Source organism: Okeania sp. SIO2B3 (assembly GCF_010672525.1).
Lineage (GTDB): Bacteria > Cyanobacteriota > Cyanobacteriia > Cyanobacteriales > Microcoleaceae > Okeania.
Genome location: NZ_JAAHGH010000003.1, coordinates 18,569 through 36,791 on the forward strand (window position 1 = coordinate 18,569; position 18,223 = coordinate 36,791).

An 18,223-nucleotide genomic window follows, 5' to 3' on the forward strand; every position below is an offset into this window, starting at 1 on the left:
CTATCTTAAAGGACAGTGTTTAAATTAACAACTTACTTTAAGGGTAAGAGAGACAATTTTTGTAGTAAGACAGTTAAATATTGCTTTGACCCTAAACTAAAAGCAATAGCTGTTAACGTAGTTCCTCCGGAGGAGGCTAGCTAATGGCTGACGGCTGAATGCTTACATACTAACTAATATCCTTTCATATTTAAGACCACCAAAAATTTTAACCTACTTGCTCTAAATATTGACTAATATCCTCATTAAGCCTAGTAAGTTCAGCTTCAGTAGTAATCCGAATCCGCTCATCTCGTAAAGTAATCAAAACTTTAGCGGCAAAAGGACTAGGCCAAATATTAGGATTGCAGTATATTTCTAAAAAGACATCTCCTGTATACTGATATTCTGTAGGTTTTTGTGGAGTTGGTTTGCCAGAAATACCAGCAGCATTTTTGGCCGCAACAGATTTTAATTGCTGCATTAATTGAGCTATAACACCTTGTAAATTTCTTGCAGCTTCAGGAGAAAATTCAAAAGATATAGATCCTTCTACCAAATTCAAGGTTAGTTTAGAAGTAGACATAAGAAATTAAATACAAATAAATATATAGAAACTCTTAGCAATATAGAACTATATCACACAACCTCAACCTCAAGCTCAATTTACTATTGCAGAATGGCAGAAATAATTAGGGTTTGCGCTTCACTAGTCTTTAAGTAGGGGTAGGAGACAGGAGACAGCTATACTGGAGAAATGGCTCGGGAGCGAGGAGGTAGAAGTAATACCAAATTCAAAAAAGGTAGTTACATCTTAATTTGTGATTTATTCCTAAAAGAAAAAATTATAAATTCCATAAATTCTAAAATTTTCACCTTTTTTCCTCTTTAATATTTATGTTTTTCTTTCCCTGTTGCCTTCCGGAGCTGTTGCCTTCCGGAGCTGTGTCGTCACGCTTTGCAATATTTTATGAAATTGGTATAACAATTGTCAATTTGGGATTTTTCTGCCCAACTATGAGCCTAAAATACGCTCCATACATGAGCATAAAAAGCTGAAAAATTTGCACTGCAATTAGACCCCAAAAAGGAACTTGTCTTTATCTGTCAATGCTTTTAGATTTAATCAGCAATCCCTAATTAAATAGAAATTAACTTAATTAATTTGGGTATTTCTTGACTTAGTACAAAAAATTTTGGCGTTGCTGATTATGGGTATAATTTTGCCCCCCTAACCCCCCAAAATTGGGGGGAATAAAACTCTAAAAGTCCCCCTTTATTAATCCCCCTCCCTTCCCCCTTTTCAAGGGGGAAGCCAGAGGATGCTGCGCTTTTTGTTGAATGGGATATGCGCGGGGGCGAAGGCGAGAACCAAACAATCGTGCATTCATACTTCAATTCAGCAACGCCAAAATTTTGCCCCTCAGTCGGTATCAATAAATTAAGTATTTAATCAAAGTTAATATCACTACCCATCTTGGCAAAAGTTAAATCAGCAGGATTCATTTGTTCATATATCTCAAACGGTTGATGAATCCAAGGATTATCAGTCAAATAATCAACATAGTAATTTGGCTCAAATATTGAGCAAGCTTTATACCATAAAACAGCCGTTTTTAATTCTTGAATTTCTTGACTATAATTATCCTGTAGCCAAACAATAGATTTTTGAATACTAATTCCCGAATCAACTAGGTCATCAACTAACAAAACATGACTACCTAAAGTATCTGTAGTCATAGTCAAATTTTTCCCAACCTTAATATTACCTCGCTCCTGACCTTTAATACCGCCGTAGGAAAAAGTAGCGAGAATTGCCAAAGGTTTCCTAAAAATGCGACAGAGAATATCTCCTACTCTTACTCCCCCCCTAGCTAAACAGACAATTTGATTGAACTCCCATTGGGATTGATAAATCTTTGCTGCTAGATATTCAATTGTTTGATGATACTCTGGCCAAGAGATGTAAATATCACTCATTTGTGAACTTTAAAATAATAGCGATCGTACCAATTTTATGTGAGGCTGCACAGAATTAGGTATTAGGTGTTATGTCAATTTTATCTGAGGTGGCACAGAATTATGCAATTTATTCACTTGTCTATCTCGATCTACAGTCAACTCTCATAAAATATTATTCTATGCGGCTTCATATTAATTTGGTATCATCTAAAAATAGGATGATTTTAATTTTACCTAAAACTGTCACTTGTATTTCAAGCATTATATTTTGTGAAAGAATAGACATCTCTGAAAATACTCAAGGATACACTGTAACTATCTTTTTGAAGGAGATGTAGCTAATAATATTCAAGATAGTTAATTGGTACGATAAAATCAGCACTATAGATACTTGCTATTAAAATTTAGCTCAAAAATAGCATCTCAAGTTAACTAATTTTTATATTTTTAAGGCTGATTTATTTATACAAAATAAATGTACCTATTTGTAATCTGACAATACCACAGATAGTCAATATTATTGGCTCATATTTATGACAATTTCATCTAAATATTTCTTGAGCTACCCGAAATATTTTCACTAATCTAATTAGATGTTCAACAAAAATACTTTCAGATACTAATTCTTGATTTTGGGCTTTTTTTTAGGGATTTTAATTGCAGGTTATCCAATATAGGCTTGACCACCACTAAATCTTTGTTTCTGGTCAAAGTTTTGTTTGGTTTCACATTTTCATAAATGCTATAACAATTTTCTACAAACTGAAATTTTGGTGTTATTCAAATGTATGTTATATATTCCAATGATTTAGAAAAGAGGTGTATTTGATGATATCTATTTTTCTATTATTAGCTAAGTAAAATAGTCAAAGTATCAATCTGCTATCTTCAGCCATCCACGCCTAATAGCATGAAGTAATCGATTAATTGCTGTTGTATCTTCTTCACTCAGATTATGATATAAAAATAAACTTCTTAGTTGTTTTCTGTGCTCTAGAGTCAAAATGCCAGAGCGATAGACTTGGAATACTAACTCTGCAATTATTACTTCTGGTAAAAGGGCTTGATAGTTCATAGCAGTTCATCATAATATACTATTTATAGTTATAGTATTTCCAATTTAACAATAAATAATTGTGACAGATGACTTAACTCCAAGTGATATTTATCTGAAAAATTAGTGATTTATATCACTATAGTCAAAATAGAATTCTTTCAGTTAATATATTAAGGATAATATTTTTTTTATTTTAGTGCCAAAATACAACATAATAATTTGCAATCAGTGATTACTATATTTTTATTTCAAAAAAACTTGATCGTCAGAAGCAAATCATACAAAAATGATATTAAGTTAGATGATATTAGCGATAATGAACTGTCTGGATCGGCTATAAATCAATATGGTTCAGTTACAGATTTTTTTTGTCAGTTCTGTCATCTGAAGAGCTACTTTAATGGTTCCATACCTGATGAGTTTTTGTCTTATCTGTTTGGGCAGCATTCCGTAGGAAACTGTATTGGGCTATAAATCTTGTAATTATCAATATCAATTATTATATTATGCAAAAAGCTCAAGTACGATATGGCAGTCATTTCAGTTATCAGTTATCAGTACCTCTGCAATAAGGAGGCTTGACATCAGGAATAGTCTCTTTTCTATTGGTTGATTGGAGGCCAGCTCCGAGACCCGCTCTTGACAGAGCCGCTCCGCTGTTAGCGCAGCTTTGCGATAGCAAACGCCATCCCACCCTGCGGGAAGCTACGAAGATAGAACTTCGTTCCGAGATGCGCGTTTCGCGTCAGCGTTGCGTTACGCCAGTTTTGCGAAGCAAAAGCAAACGACCGCTTTTTATCCCTTTAAAAAGGGAGGCACATACCCACAACTTTTCGGTAAAAAATATTGATAAATCTATGATTTGGCATTAGTAAACTATATTTTAAAATCAGCAAGACATATATGAAAAATCAGCAAAATTCTTATATTAGCATAGTAATAATAGCCACTATACTATTAAATTTCATAATCTTAGGATGTCAAAAAAATAGCCAAAAAATACAGGAATTAGATGACAAAAACAATACAACATTGTTACAACCAAATACTGTAGAAGAAGAAAGTAAATTTCAAGCAAGAAGTTTGGCAATTCGTAAGAAACTAGCAGCCGTAGACTTAGAAGAACTAGATAGTTGGTGGAGACCAAGAAATATTGGAGATCCTCATAAATATCTACTGCCAGTAATTTTAGCTAGATTAAGTTTAGAAGACACACAAGCAGGAGAACTTTATGATCAAGAAAAAACCTGGAAAATTTTATTCCAACTAGATAAAGATAAACCAGACCTTTATCACTTCCGTAGTTATCTAGATGTGCGAATTTTCTTTTTATTTAGAGAGAAAATGCCATCTGATGTATTAGCATCTTACAAAAGTCAACTACAACGACCGAAAGTCTTCAACTGGATAAAAACTGGAACAGAAAATCATATGTTTATGCAACGTGCATCCGGTTTAGCATTGATGAATGGAAGTGGTTGGCCTGTAGGAGACCCAGCAAGTGAAGCTACAAATGAGGCATGGTTGCGAGCAGAACTGAATAAATTTTTAACTATTGGACAAGGAGAATTTCATTCTTCAGTTTATTATGGATATAGTATTGGTGGATTACTTAATATCTATGATTTTGCTGGCGACCCAGAATTAAAAAAACTGGCAAAAGGTTTACTAGATTGGTATGCAACTAATATGGCACTAAGACTAAGTTGGGGGACTGCTGGAGGTGCAGAAAGTCGGGGTTTCGATCGCCGTACCTGGAATAGTGGGTTAAGTGCATTAGCATGGATGTGGTGGGGAGAAGGCACTGAAGCTGCAGAAAAAATGACAAATGGTACTGCTAGGTTAGCATTGCCAGCAGCTCTAAGCACATATCGTCCTCCAGAACATCTGCGGGCACTAGCTCTTAAACAAGTGCCACTACCATTTCAGCTCAGAGCAAGTCATCCAATTTACTACAGTTACTCTCAAGGAAACCGCTTATGGGAAAAATTCTATATAACAGAGGATTATAGTTTAGGAACTTTATTAGAGCCTACTCGCAGTTATCAAGTTGAGGGTACAATTAGCGCACAATATGTTACTTATAAGTTAGTAGTGCGCGACCCAGAAGGCATTAATAACGCAGTAGTAGGTTTAGGTGGCACTTATCATGGACCCCAAGCAACTGGACGTAGTCCTGGCGATCAATATGTTCAGCAGAAGGGAGCAGTAATATTTCAGTTAATTCTTAGCGATCAAGATTTGCAAGCAGGAGTTCCAGCACAGTCGCATTTAGTCTTGCCAAAGCGTTATGGCGAACCGACAAAATATAAAAATTGGTATATTTGGCGTATTGAAAATATTTGGTTATGTGCTCGACCTTGGGCAGATGAGGTAAGTCCTGAACCATTATCTCGGAAATATAAAGATTACCAAGCAATGGTTGCTAAAGGAAAAAAGACAGCTTGGGTTACTGATGTAGCAAGAGTAGCTGATATTGGAGATTTTGAAAGTTTAAAACAGGCTTTGGATAAAACTCTGGTTGATGATAGTGAATGGGATAGTCAAGGGCGTTTGAGTTATTTGAGTTTAGCTGGCGATCGCATAGTTATGACATATCAGCAAGATGGTGCTATTGGGGACGCTGTAATTAATGGGGAAAAAAGAATTTTACAAAATTGGCCTGTTTTAGAGAGTCCATACACCAAACAAGAGTTGTATAGTGGGTTACTAGAAGTTGATGACCCTAAGCTAGGTAAATGGCAATTAAGAGGTAAGTTAATGGGTCCAGAATGGGAGTAGGGGAGTTTGGGGAGTTTGGGGAGAGGGGGAGAGGGGGAAGAGGGGGAAGCACAGGAAGTCAGGGGAAGAGGGGAAGAGGGGGAAGAGGGGGAAGAGGGGAAGAGGGGGGAGAGGGGGAAGCACAGGAACTCAAAAAAATATAGGGTTGTAAATATTCTCGCTACGACAATGAATTAGCCCTGGGGAGATGGGGAGATTTGTATATTTGCACAATTAAATGTATTTCTGATGAATATTCTCGCTACGACAATGAATTAGCCCTGCTTCCAGGAGGGGCAGGGGAGCAGGGAGCAGGGGAGAAAGGAGGAAAATCATAGTAGCTAAGTAAAACTACTGAAGTTGTCCAAAAAAATGTATTTTTCCATACATTTTTTATCCCGAAAAAGCCGAGCTAAAACTTATTCATAACTCGTCTATTTTGTCAAGCTTTATGTTAAGAAAGATGTGGGTAATGGATAGCTCTCAGGAGGGGGAGAGTGAGAAAGATTTGGCAATGGCGCATCGGTTGGAACATTTTTTTATATCGAATTCAGCGAACTTGATGTTATACCAAATCTCAAAAAGTTTGCTATTTATCTTTAGTAATGGGGAGATGGGGAGATAGGGAGATGGGGAGACGCTCATCAAACATCACATTTGTGAATAGTAATGCTATTACAAATTTTTTAGTTATAAACACTAAATGTAGCGTAGCACTATAGTTTTCATCCTAGCTATATAGTATTTTAGCGTTAATTATCTGAATATTTTTCCGTAATAATTTTTTAACCTATTAAGTTAAGTAATTTGATCCTTCAACCCACATTCCGCACTTCAATTTGTAACATGAAAATTAGTATAAAATCTGTAGCAAACTTAAGCATTTATACTATGCAAGTTATCTCAATTACTTTTTTCGTTCATCAAATTCCGAGCAAACAATTAAGCATAAATACTTACTTAATTGGGGTTTGCTGAAAAAGTCTTTTTGCTCTTTGTAGGAGACAGGAGACAACCCACCCGCGGGCCCCGACCGTGGAGGGGAAGACAGCTATACTGGAGAAATGGGAATGTAGAGGAGGTAGGAGCGGGCGTTTTGTCCCAAAATTGTTCTGCCCAACTCTTGCACAAAATGCTAGTTTTTTGAGCAATCTTTACCGAAAACAGGCGCACCCCTTTTAATCTAAAACAGCTAAAACCTTTATCTATCAATGCTTTGATATTTAATCAGCAAGCCCTAATTGTTTACTCAATCACGACAGCTATGATTTTCTCCTAAATTCTGAGGACTGAGGACTGAGGACTGAGGACTGATTATATACTACATTTTGTGGTGCGGAATGTGGGTTCGATACTTACGATAGAATTTAACAAAAAGTCACAGACAGAAAATTACTTATGCTATTAAAGTCAACCACTAGACATATACATATCTTTGCCGGAGTTATAGAAGACAATGAACTTGTTCCTGATGACAAGGTACTAACTCTCGATATAGATCCCGATAACGAACTTAACTGGAATGATACTGCTGTGCAGCAGATTAACAGCAAGTTTGACGACCTGGTAGAATCTTATAATGGGGAAGATTTAACTGAATACAACCTACGTCGTATAGGTTCCGATCTAGAGCATTTTGTGCGATCGCTATTACAATCAGGTCAAATTAGCTATAATCTAGGTGGTCGTGTCAATAACTATAGTCTAGGACTACCAAGAGTAGACATTGACCCAGAAGCTAAATAGCATATTAAAATTTAATCTCTAATATAATAATCTGATAACATCACTGTTATCGGATTATATTTGTGCTCTTCTACTCTGATAATGTTGCAAAAATTGCTTCATAGATATCTGACGATTGGCCATAAATTGACTCCAAGTACCAGGAAAAAATTCCTCTAGAGTTTCGACTAAAGCAAAAATTTCCAGATTAAGCATTTTATAATATAATTCATGAGAATGTTTGAGTTGAGTTAACAGCTCATCTATGTCTATCTTAGGAAGTGGCTGTTTGTCATTAGTTTCTTGATTGGTAAAATTACTAAAAGCACCAGAATCAGAATATTTAGACATGAATGACCTCAAATGACTAAAAATAATATATGATAAAATTAGCTTATACAACTGAATAATTGAAATAATATTTATAGTTTGATCAGGAAAACACTTTAGTAATTTAGATATTTTGAGATAGGTATTGAAATTATGCTGAAAAATCAATAACAAAGACCTAATTCAACTAGCACAAAGAATTAAAGATAAATCTAATTTATAAAAGAAATGGCCGAAAGCTGCGAGGACCCTTGATGCAAAACACTATGCCAAAACACTACCTGTGGGCTATAGGTGAAGGGATCAAAACCTATCGGCCAGGAGAAATAATAGTAGATCGTTATCAAGTTCAAGGCGATCGAATACTACTGGATACTCAACCAGAAAAAACACCCCAGATGCCCGAAGAAATTCCGGGTGAAATAGAACCATATTTGAGATTATTTCCCTATAGACTTCATATTCCTCAAGTTTATGGAATTTTATCAGTAACAGAAAAAAAAAGGACTCGAGAAATTTGGCTCCTAGAAGGAGGGCCAATTGATGCCAATTCAGGAAGCTTAATGCCAGAAATAGCTAGAGCATGGAAAGATGCTACACCAATGCGACAGTTAAATTGGTTATGGCAAATGGCTCAACTTTGGCAACCGTTGAATGTGCAAAAAGTAGCTTCTAGTTTGCTAAATTCAGAAAATCTGCGGGTAGAAGGACAATTAGTACGCTTATTAGAGCTACAAGCAGATCGAAAATCTTTGACATTACAGCACTTAGGTAGATTCTGGCAGAAATGGGCAAGCAATGCTCATCCAGTAGTAGAAAAATTCTTGAAACAACTGTTTCACCAAATGATTACAGGTGAAGTCCACAATGCAGATCGACTGATAGTACAACTAGATCTAGCTCTGGAAGTATTGGGGCGATCGCAAATTAGAAAAATTCACATTGCCACTGCTACAGATACTGGACCTAATCGTTCTAACAATGAAGATGCTTGTTACCCAGCGAGTAAAACAATGATTAGCTATCCACCGAGTTATAAAACAGTAGCTATGGTCTGCGATGGTATTGGTGGTCAAGAAGGAGGGGAAGAAGCATCAGAGTTAGCAATCAAAGTTTTGTGCCAAAGATTACAGAATATACCTGAAGATGGAGATCCTCTGACTATAACTACAAAGTTAGAAGAATCTGCTTATGTTGCTAATGATGCTATCTATGAGCGTAACGATAACGAGCAACGCCAGGGTCGTCAACGGATGGGAACGACTCTAGTTATGGCACTTGCCCATCTCCACGAACTCTACATCACTCATATAGGAGATAGTCGTGCTTACTGGATTACTCCAACTCGATGCCATCAAGTAACTCTAGATGATGACGTTGCGACTCGTCAAGTCAGATTAGGCTACTCTTTATATCAGGATGCTGTCAACCAAGTAGCATCAGGTGCTTTAGTACAAGCTTTGGGTATTACGGCCTCAACAAGTTTACATCCAACTGTACAACGTTTTCCAATAGATGAAGATAGTATTTTCTTGATTTGTTCTGATGGTTTAAGCGATAGAAATAGAGTAGAGGAATATTGGCAAACAGAAATATTACCATTGCTACAAGGGAAAACAAATCTAGCTACAGTGAGAGATAGATTAATAGAAATTGCTAACGCTACAAATGGGCATGATAATGTAACAGTAGCTTTAGTGTATTATCAAGTAACTGATCAAGGTCAGATAACAGAATTGTCTCTTCCACCTGTAAAAGTTCAGCATTTAAAAGTACAAAAATCACGAAAAAATTCGGAATTTAATTCATCAGATAGTCAATTTTTCGAGAATAAACCCAAAAATTTTCCATATGACTCAGAATATAAAAGTGGGTGGTTTTACTTGTCAGGAATTCTGATACTTCTGGTATTAGGTGGAATATTAGCATATTTTTTAAGTCCCTTAGCAAAAGAATTAACACAGCCATTGGATGTAAAGTCTCCAAAGATTAATACTTTTGCAGCAAATACGGAAAAGCCTAGCCAACAACCAAATTCCATATTTTCTCCTAGTTTATCTTTGGATATAGATTCATTGATATTGATTAATCATGGCGATATTTCTCGCGAAAGGTTACACGAACCGATTGAATTACTAAATAATACAACAAATAAGAAAGTTATAGGTATAGTTAGTAATGGTAGTATTCTCCAGGTAACTAGAAAATTGAATAAATCGGAAGAAACATGGTTAGAATTACAGGTTTGTTCAACTGTAACTCCTTCAAATATTGACCTAGAATTATCTAATGTTTTACTACAACCAAAAGATAAAGGTTGGATTCAAAAAGTTAAAATAGAGAGTAGCTTGGGTGTCATTATTTTGGAAAGAAATTCAGAAAAAATAGATGGGTGTGTAGAAGATTAGTTAGACATAAAGGCGTTAAAGTTTGATCACTGATAACTGAAAAAACTATGCAATCTGGAAAAATCTTAAGACAACGTTACAAAATTATCGACTCTCCTCTTGGAAGTGGAGGATTCGGAGATACCTACTTAGCTCAAGACTTAGATCTACCAGAAAATCCGAAATGTGTAGTTAAACAACTCAAACCTAAAAGTTCAGACCCAGGAGTTTTGCCTATTGCCCAAAAGTTGTTTGAGAGAGAAGCAAGGACTTTGTACAAATTAGGCAAAGACTCAGACCAAATACCAAAATTATTTGCTCATTTCCAAGAAGGAACAGAATTTTACTTAGTACAAGAATATATAGAAGGGCACGATATAAGTAAAGAACTGACTGGGGGAAAAAATTAAGTGAGTCTTACACTATCACCTTACTCAAAGGAATCTTAGAAGCATTAGCAGTAGCTCATCAAAATAATATAGTTCACCGAGATATTAAGCCACAAAATTTGATGCGTCGTAAGTCAGATAACAAAATAGTATTGATAGACTTTGGTGCAGTCAAAGAAATAAGTGTACTAACCACAGCTAACCAACCAGGTGCAACAACTTTCACTGTAGCAGTGGGAACACCTGGGTATATGCCAAGCGAACAAACTAGAGGACAACCAAAACTAAGTAGCGATATCTATGCAGTGGGAATGGTAGGAATAAAAGCACTGACTGGTAAAAACCCAGAAAATTTACCAACAGACCCCAAGACAGAACATATTATCTGGCGAAATGAAGCACGAGTGAGCGATCGCCTAGCAAATACTTTGGATAAGATGGTACATGAATATTTTCTGCTGCGTTATGAAAATGCAACAGAAGTATTAGAAGCATTAAATATTCAAACTGGCCAAATAAAAACAGTAGTAAAAACTGGTCAAACAAAAACAGTAGTAGTAAACCCTCAAACCCCACTCAATAAAAGCAGAAGACAAATATTGATATTAGAAATATGGATATTAGGAGGTTTGGTATTAGTAGGTGGAATATTGGCATATTTTTTAAGTCCTTTAGCAAAAGAATTAGTACAGCCATTGGATGTAAAATCTCCAAAACCAAATTCCATATTTTCTCCAAATTTATCTTTGGATATAGGTTCATTCATTTTGATTAATCATAGCGCTAATTCTCCCGAAAGGTTACACGAACCAATTGAATTACTAAATAATACAACAGATAAGAAAGTTAAAGGTATAGTTAGTAATGGTAGTATTCTCCAAGTAACTATGAGATTGAATAAATCGGAAGAAAGTTGGTTAAAATTACAAGTTGTTTGTTCAACTGAAAGCTCCTCAAATATTGACCAAAAATCTAATGTTTTACTACAACTACAAGATAAAGGTTGGATTCAAAAAATCAAAATAGAGAGCAACTCGGATGTTATTATTTTAGACAAAAATTCAGAAAAACTAGATCTATGTTTCAAGAATTATTAATTAATAATTAGGGCTTGCTGATTAAATCTAAAATCATTAACAGATAAAGCTTTTAGCATTTTTAGGGCTAGAAAAAGTGCTAGAAGTGAGGTCAAAAAGGTTTAAAAAGTTAGCACAAAAGGCTAACTAGGACAGAAAAATTAACAGACCATTTTTCCGACTACCTCCTCTATAGAACCCCTAAGTGTATCTTTAATTTTCTCTTTTTTGTCAGTCAGGCGATCGCCAATCATCCAAAAGTAGTTTCACCCCTCAAAATTAGACAAGAAGGGAAAAATATAGATTTAACTTATCACGTTAGTAATTAAAATTATTTATTTTAATCAAACAAGCTCCGGTTTTTTCCAAATTATTACAAAATATTTCACGCACTTGCGTTATTTCAGGCATTTGGTATCATAGTCTGTACATAAAGTATTTTGCCAATGTTGTGTTTAAAAGTAAAATATTCTGTCTTGAATAAAGCTACAAGCAAGTATTTACGTTAATATCATCCAGAATATTTATATTTTTGGCAAAGGTGAATAATCTCAAAACGAGAAATTTTAGACAAGTAGAAATGCTTAAGTAATTATAGCTATTGACAGATAACAAGTTACATAGAGTAATAAGTTGCGGCCGGCTTTTATAGTCCTAAGTTCATAATTTTTCGGTTTCCAGCAACCCTGATAGTTGTTAGGCTGCGATGAATTCGGCTTTCTGTCAGCCAATGTATTTCAAGAAAAGATCCGGTTAGGGGTTTTATAACTCCAATTTATTCTTACTCCTGTCTGCTGACTCCTACCCTCAACCATAAGACTTTTTCAGCAAACCCTAATTAATTGTTAACAAATACATCTCCTTGAAAAGAAGAGGATTGACTCATTTAGTTTATACTTTGGGCATTGCTGAGAGGGTTATAAATATAAGTGGGGTGGGTATACTTTCTGGGGTGAAAATATCAGGAATGGGCATCTTGCCCATTCCACTTCCACAAAACTATTAAAATTATCCCGCATTTATGCAACGCCACAATTTGAAGTAAAAAATATCAACGATCACTAATTTCCATGTAACTTAAAAGCCAATTTGCCATAGTAGCACGACGTGCTTGTACAGGGGTAAATTCTCCTATTTTATAACCTTTAAAACCCAACTTTTGCTTTAGTAACTGTTTATTTTCTTTAGGAATAGAACGAGTCAATTTGACAGTGGGCGGGCGAAATTCAATAAAATTAGGAGGTTCTAGATATTCATCTCGCCACTCCGGTGCGACACCAGAAGCATCCCATTTATCAGTAGTAGCGTCATAGCGATAACCAAGATAATACCAAACTAATTGATTAACAGTATTATCATCAATCTTTTCATCAATAATTGCCTGAATAGTTTCTGTATTCAGTGGTGGTAGTTCAGACATAAAAGCTGACTCCATTTAACTTATTTTTATATGATTATATTATGATATGGCAGAAGGAAGAAGGAAGAAGGAAGAAGAAAAAATCTGGCGTTGTCTGAGTTTTAAGCTTTTGATATGTCAAATGCAGTAATGATAACTGCTATACTTATGAACCAGGGACATAAAAGAAGAATAAAATGTAGAGGCGTGGAGTACCTCTACCATGATTGAATTATTGCTAGTTAGCTATTTACTTTAAGATACCTTCTTTTTGTGCCATTGATAACATTAAATCTACTACTCGACAAGAATAACCCCATTCATTATCATACCAAGAAACAACCTTAAAGAAATTGGAGTTAAGTTCAATTCCAGCACCTGCATCAAAAATACTAGAGTGAGAGTCGCTGGTAAAATCAGTCGAAACTACAGGGTCCTCAGTATATCCAAGAACACCCTTCATCGGTCCTTCGGCAGCAGCTTTCATTGCTGCACAAATTTCTTTGTAGCTAGTTGACTTCTCGCTCTTAAAAGTTAAATCAACCACAGAAACATCTGGAGTCGGAACCCGGAATGCCATACCAGTCAGTTTGCCTTTTAATTGTGGTAAAACCAGAGTTACTGCTTTTGCTGCACCAGTAGAAGCGGGAATAATATTTTGAGCTGCACCACGTCCACCCCGAAAATCTTTTTTACTCGGACCATCTACCGTTGGTTGAGTCGCAGTCATAGCGTGAACAGTTGTCATTAGACCTTCTGCCAAACCAAAATTATCATCAATAACTTTAGCAATAGGGGCTAAACAATTAGTAGTACAACTAGCATTAGAAACAATAGTATCTTCGGTAGGCTCAAACCGATCGTGATTAACACCCATCAACAAGGTTTTTACCCTATCTGGATCTTTTGTTGGAGCTGAAATAATGACTCGCTTTGCGCCTGCTGCCAAATGATTTGAAGCACCATCAAAAGTAGTAAATAATCCTGTAGACTCAACTACATAATCTGCACCTTTTTCTTTCCAAGGTAATTCGGCAGGGTTCCTAACTGATACACATGGAATAAATTTTCCGTTAATTGTCATACCATCATCTGAAGCTGATACATCTCCTGGGAAACGTCCATGAGTTGAATCATACTTTAATAAATAGGCTAGGTTTGGTGGTGGTACTAAATCATTAATCCCAACAAACTCGATTAAGTCGGGATAGTTAAGTCCAGCACGGAAAACTAGACGTCCAATACGGCCAAATCCATTGATGGCTACTTTTAAGGCCATGGATACACTCCTTTTAATGAATAGCTGAAAGTCACTATAAGTATGACAAATGCTTGATTTGATTTAGAACCTATCACGAAGATAATTGCTTCAAATATATTCTTTTCCATATTTTAAGAATTTTTCTGTCAAATGACTTAGGTTTTACGGGAAGCTTATGCCCTATAGAAACCCTGATCGTATCTTCATAAATATGCGCGTTTTTTTAGCCTTGAGTTAGGAGACAGGAGTTCATTAATGGATAATGGATAATGGATAATGGATAATTACCTCGGGTTTTAACCGTTACGGAATTGAATATAAGGAAATATTATTTCTTCTCTTGGTCCATTGGATATGGCTCTGAGACCCGCTCTTGACAGAGCCGCTCCGCTTTATATGTTGCGGAGCAAAACGCCATCCCACCCTGCGGGAAGCTCCGAAGATAGAACTCCGTTCCGAGATGCGCGTTTCGCGCCAGCGTTGCAAAGCAAACGACCACTTTTTTCCCCTTGAAAGGGGAGGCTTTAAACCAGAATTATTAATTATTAATTATTAATTATTTGGTAAGAGGGAAGATGTGGGGAGAAATAATACAAAAAACACTCCTTATAGCTGATTTTTCGTCAAAATTGATGCGCGAAAAGACTTGACTACCATAATTATATAGCGATCAAATGGGTTCTATAGTAGGCAACAGGCAGCAGTGGGAAAAATATTTCTCTGTCTCAGGTTTATTATCAGCATAAGTCCTAACCAACCTATTCTTTGCTATAGATTAAATAGATTAACTTAGCTACTCAGTAGGTCGAGTACAAAATTTCATACTTGAGAATATTTTTGACAGATAATACTGAGTTTTTACAGAGTTAAAATCAGTATTATCTACACTGTAAATTGACAATTATTTCAGCTTAATAATTGTTCTGTCTAACAAATAATTTTATTTAAAGCGCTATCTATCCGTTTTGGATTTGTTATAATTAGGACTTGCTGATTAACTTTCAAAGCATTGACAAATAAAGGCAAGTGCTTTTTTAGATCGAAAAAAGTGGTCTAAAAAGCTCAAAAATTTAGTATTTTGTGCATACAAGGTCAGAAAAGTCAAGGAATAATTCTTCCGACTACCTCCTCTTAATTAATTCCCATTTCTACGGAGTTCTAAGTTCTACCCTTACCAAAACTTTTTTTCAGTCAACCCTAATTAATCATTCTATTTGTATCTGTAATACTGCTGAATAATTGAATAAGCTTAGATGAATTTACTGAAAGAAAATATTTACAAAAAAATCATTTAAATCTCTAGAAAATCATTGCAGCTTACGATAAGATTAAGGTATAATTTGAAAAAGTAAGCAATATAAATCAATGAATAATTCATCTGTACAAATTACAACAGTGGCTTTAGATTTAAGAATAGTTAGTACAAATTATATTAAAGAAATTACAACTTTTGATGGTCTGAATAAAACAGATGTTAAAACTAATAAATTAGGCAAGGGTTACATTCTCAGAGGAAGTACAGATATGACTACTTTTTGCAGAGATGAAGAAAGTAATTTTTCAAAAAATAATCATAATAATTCGAGCGCCAATCTTATTTTTGTTTAATGAGTTACAAAAAAAACTTGATCCGATCTCTACTAGGTGATTTTCTCGTTCTCTATATGTTTTAGATTCTCTATCATGTCGTCTAGGGCGTGTAATCAATTAAAGAGGTTGACATTAATGGTATAGTATGCGTATAAAAATATAGCAATGAGCGCTGGCATATTTACAAATTGCAGGAGAGGCCAAATAGCTAAAAGTCTTATATTATCGGCAATTTATTCCCCCTGTTGCCAGATGAGCTGTTGCCAGATGAGCTGTTGCCTGCGCACAGCGCTATAACTACAGGAATAACAAAAAAAGGGCTGCTCTATATAGATGAATAAATGTTATGGCCTGCGTTAGGACCAATGGGAACGCCCATACAAATTTACTACCAGGACATGAAGAAACTGTAGGAAGGAAAGCATTGGACAATCGCCTCTTTGTAGAAGCTGTTTTATACAGGTATAGAGCCGGAATTCTGAACCAGAGATAACCCAGAAAGATTTGGGGATTTTTGCGTTGTCCATACCCGTTTTAGTCGTTGGAGCCGTTCAGGGGTATGGGAAAGAGTATTTCACACTCTAGCTGAGGATGCAGAAGTCCGAATATGCCATGATCGATGCTACTATTGTTCGTGCTCATACTCGTAGTGCAGGAGCAAAAGACAGTAGTGCAGAGCCAGAAGATATTGGCCGTAGTAAAGGAGGATTAAGCACAAAAATACATGGGGTAGTAGATGCTCTGGGTAATCCAACTCATTTTTTTTAACTCCAGCTCAAGCATCTGACGAATGATAGAGCAGATGTTCTATTACCAATGGTAGAAGCAGAATCAGTATTGGGGGATAGCTTATGATGCTCAGGAGCGAGTAATTAGACCTTTGATTGACAGAGGAATAGAAGTAGTTATTCCTCCAAAAAAAACCGAAAAGAACTTCGCAATTACGATGAGATATTGTCAGGACTTACGCAAATACACTATATATAGCGTCTACCCATTTAGGCGATTGCTGACGCAAAGCTCCGCTCACGCTTAAAAAATTATAGCGATTGCTGAAGCAAAGCTCCGCTCACGCCTCAAGAGTTTTGCCATTGTTAAAACAAGGGAAAAAAAACACCTATAAAATAAAAATAGCCCTGAATTTTATTGTGGGCTTTTTCAGCTCTTGGAGCAAATAATCTGAGAGTAATTCGTGTTTGACCTGATAAATAGTTTTTCCTATTTTCACTGCTAATATGCATAAGAAATTCCAGACTAACATAGCACAGGCTATGTGATTTTTTTGAATTTTGCTGAGACGACATTGGCAAAATTCAATACTTGTTAATTGCTTAATTCTGGCGTGAAATTCTTCAATTTTCCATCTTGTTTGAGATTCAAATTCTACAGCATAAGAGCGAAGATTGACTTAAGTCATTAGTGACAACATATTCTGTCCTGTTGGTAGAAACAGTTGCCCGTATGGAGCTTGACTGTCTTGAGTGCGTCTTACATTCTGAGGGGACCTCAGAATTACGCACTCGCTTTTTTATCTCTAGGAAAACCTTTAACTTTAATTATTTTACCTGATATTTTTTCTGGCTCATTCCAACTTAATTCTCCTATCTTTTTATATTTTTCTACAACACCAGTATCATCTACGCGCGCGATTAATTTTTAAAGGACAGTAATAAATTTTTCCTATATTGTCTATTAATCCCATTAACCTTTTTGTTGCATACCAACTATCCATTAATACAGTCTTGAATGGTAATTTTTTCTTATTTACCACACAGAAAATCATTTCTTCTACATGATCGCTCCTCACGTTTTTTTATCGGTATCTGGGTCATAAACTCTATAATCTATTAGCCAAAATTGCTCTATGTTTGGATTAAAATATATACAATTTACTATCCCTATACCACGTTGGCGTAGCCTTGCGTCAGCAAACTACTTGATGCTCATTACCACGCTCACTGTCGCCGAACTAACTCAATTTTATCACTATGTTTCTTGTTCAAAACTGAATCATCAAAGATTAAATAACCTTCTCCATTAGTTATAATTTCTTTTTTAACATTTTTCCATAAATCTTGACCATCAAAGTTTTCGATTTTTAAATAACGATTTATCGTGTCATGGCTAACATTTTCTAGGTGATTTGCTAAAGAGCGTGATTGTATAATTTGTATGAGAATTGAGTAGATATTGGTATGGGATCAATATAGTTAAAATTCATCTTTTCAGCTCAAATTAACAATAATATAATCTTACAATAATTAGTCTATTTTAGCAAAATTTATTTACAATTAGCCACATTTACATA

13 protein-coding genes and 1 pseudogene are annotated in these 18,223 nt (G+C 35.5%); 7 read left to right on the top strand and 7 right to left on the bottom strand.

The genetic code is table 11. The features are described from left to right. Positions 1-208 precede the first annotated feature (208 nt). The 3 genes from F6K15_RS03765 to F6K15_RS03775 form a co-directional block, all read right to left on the bottom strand. Positions 209-565, bottom strand: coding sequence for a hypothetical protein (locus tag F6K15_RS03765; RefSeq protein ID WP_293057217.1), 357 nt, complete (start codon positions 563-565; stop codon positions 209-211). Between the two features lie 863 nt (positions 566-1,428). Further along, the gene (locus F6K15_RS03770; RefSeq protein ID WP_293057220.1) at positions 1,429-1,959 is read right to left on the bottom strand and encodes a phosphoribosyltransferase; all 531 of its coding nucleotides are present in this window, start codon (positions 1,957-1,959) and stop codon (positions 1,429-1,431) included. An 856-nt stretch (positions 1,960-2,815) separates the two neighbouring features. Continuing rightward, positions 2,816-3,016, bottom strand: a complete 201-nt coding sequence (locus F6K15_RS03775; protein WP_293057223.1) for a hypothetical protein — start codon at positions 3,014-3,016, stop codon at positions 2,816-2,818. An 885-nt stretch (positions 3,017-3,901) separates the two neighbouring features. Here F6K15_RS03775 and F6K15_RS03780 point away from each other — a divergent pair. Beyond that, entirely contained in the window at positions 3,902-5,779 is a 1,878-nt protein-coding gene (locus F6K15_RS03780; RefSeq protein WP_293057226.1) for a hypothetical protein, read from the top strand. A 1,377-nt stretch (positions 5,780-7,156) separates the two neighbouring features. Continuing rightward, positions 7,157-7,504, top strand: a complete 348-nt coding sequence (locus F6K15_RS03785) for an NAD(P)H-quinone oxidoreductase subunit M (RefSeq protein ID WP_293057229.1) — start codon at positions 7,157-7,159, stop codon at positions 7,502-7,504. A gap of 54 nt (positions 7,505-7,558) precedes the next feature. Here the strand turns inward: F6K15_RS03785 and F6K15_RS03790 are convergent, their stop codons facing one another. Then, positions 7,559-7,834 carry a hypothetical protein gene (locus F6K15_RS03790; RefSeq protein WP_293057232.1) on the bottom strand — a complete coding sequence of 92 codons (276 nt, stop codon included), beginning with the start codon at positions 7,832-7,834 and terminating at the stop codon, positions 7,559-7,561. A 245-nt stretch (positions 7,835-8,079) separates the two neighbouring features. Here F6K15_RS03790 and F6K15_RS03795 point away from each other — a divergent pair, with 245 nt between their 5' ends. The 3 genes from F6K15_RS03795 to F6K15_RS03805 are packed head-to-tail and all read left to right on the top strand — an operon-like array spanning position 8,080 to position 11,686. Continuing rightward, complete coding sequence (locus F6K15_RS03795; protein ID WP_293057235.1) at positions 8,080-10,221, top strand: protein phosphatase 2C domain-containing protein; 2,142 nt, start codon at positions 8,080-8,082, stop codon at positions 10,219-10,221. Positions 10,222-10,268: 47 nt separating this feature from the next. Further along, entirely contained in the window at positions 10,269-10,610 is a 342-nt protein-coding gene (locus tag F6K15_RS03800; RefSeq protein WP_293057238.1) for a protein kinase, read from the top strand. A 32-nt stretch (positions 10,611-10,642) separates the two neighbouring features. After that, positions 10,643-11,686: a hypothetical protein gene (locus F6K15_RS03805; RefSeq protein WP_293057498.1), complete on the top strand. Its 1,044-nt coding sequence runs from the start codon at positions 10,643-10,645 to the stop codon at positions 11,684-11,686. A 1,030-nt stretch (positions 11,687-12,716) separates the two neighbouring features. On the opposite strand, the gene F6K15_RS03810 is transcribed toward F6K15_RS03805, so the two are convergent. After that, the gene (locus F6K15_RS03810) at positions 12,717-13,085 is read right to left on the bottom strand and encodes a DUF1823 family protein (protein ID WP_293057241.1); all 369 of its coding nucleotides are present in this window, start codon (positions 13,083-13,085) and stop codon (positions 12,717-12,719) included. A 229-nt stretch (positions 13,086-13,314) separates the two neighbouring features. After that, complete coding sequence (gap, locus tag F6K15_RS03815) at positions 13,315-14,343, bottom strand: type I glyceraldehyde-3-phosphate dehydrogenase (RefSeq protein ID WP_293057244.1); 1,029 nt, start codon at positions 14,341-14,343, stop codon at positions 13,315-13,317. A 1,347-nt stretch (positions 14,344-15,690) separates the two neighbouring features. Between gap and F6K15_RS03820 the strand changes: the two genes are divergently transcribed. Beyond that, positions 15,691-15,933 carry a hypothetical protein gene (locus F6K15_RS03820; RefSeq protein WP_293057247.1) on the top strand — a complete coding sequence of 81 codons (243 nt, stop codon included), beginning with the start codon at positions 15,691-15,693 and terminating at the stop codon, positions 15,931-15,933. Between the two features lie 573 nt (positions 15,934-16,506). Beyond that, a complete protein-coding gene (locus F6K15_RS03825) occupies positions 16,507-16,683 on the top strand; it encodes a hypothetical protein (RefSeq protein ID WP_293057249.1) in 177 nt (58 codons plus the stop codon). Between the two features lie 349 nt (positions 16,684-17,032). Here the strand turns inward: F6K15_RS03825 and F6K15_RS03830 are convergent. Further along, positions 17,033-18,132, bottom strand: a pseudogene (locus tag F6K15_RS03830) (transposase). Positions 18,133-18,223: the final 91 nt, after the last annotated feature.

What these genes read in the sequence shown, in the direction of transcription:
- F6K15_RS03765 (WP_293057217.1), bottom strand. Translation starts at nt 565, where the DNA reads ATGTCTACTTCTAAACTAACCTTGAATTTGGTAGAAGGATCTATATCT.
- F6K15_RS03770 (WP_293057220.1), bottom strand. Translation starts at nt 1,959, where the DNA reads ATGAGTGATATTTACATCTCTTGGCCAGAGTATCATCAAACAATTGAA.
- F6K15_RS03775 (WP_293057223.1), bottom strand. Translation starts at nt 3,016, where the DNA reads ATGAACTATCAAGCCCTTTTACCAGAAGTAATAATTGCAGAGTTAGTA.
- F6K15_RS03780 (WP_293057226.1), top strand. Translation starts at nt 3,902, where the DNA reads ATGAAAAATCAGCAAAATTCTTATATTAGCATAGTAATAATAGCCACT.
- F6K15_RS03785 (WP_293057229.1), top strand. Translation starts at nt 7,157, where the DNA reads ATGCTATTAAAGTCAACCACTAGACATATACATATCTTTGCCGGAGTT.
- F6K15_RS03790 (WP_293057232.1), bottom strand. Translation starts at nt 7,834, where the DNA reads ATGTCTAAATATTCTGATTCTGGTGCTTTTAGTAATTTTACCAATCAA.
- F6K15_RS03795 (WP_293057235.1), top strand. Translation starts at nt 8,080, where the DNA reads ATGCCAAAACACTACCTGTGGGCTATAGGTGAAGGGATCAAAACCTAT.
- F6K15_RS03800 (WP_293057238.1), top strand. Translation starts at nt 10,269, where the DNA reads ATGCAATCTGGAAAAATCTTAAGACAACGTTACAAAATTATCGACTCT.
- F6K15_RS03810 (WP_293057241.1), bottom strand. Translation starts at nt 13,085, where the DNA reads ATGTCTGAACTACCACCACTGAATACAGAAACTATTCAGGCAATTATT.
- gap (WP_293057244.1), bottom strand. Translation starts at nt 14,343, where the DNA reads ATGGCCTTAAAAGTAGCCATCAATGGATTTGGCCGTATTGGACGTCTA.
- F6K15_RS03820 (WP_293057247.1), top strand. Translation starts at nt 15,691, where the DNA reads ATGAATAATTCATCTGTACAAATTACAACAGTGGCTTTAGATTTAAGA.
- F6K15_RS03825 (WP_293057249.1), top strand. Translation starts at nt 16,507, where the DNA reads ATGCAGAAGTCCGAATATGCCATGATCGATGCTACTATTGTTCGTGCT.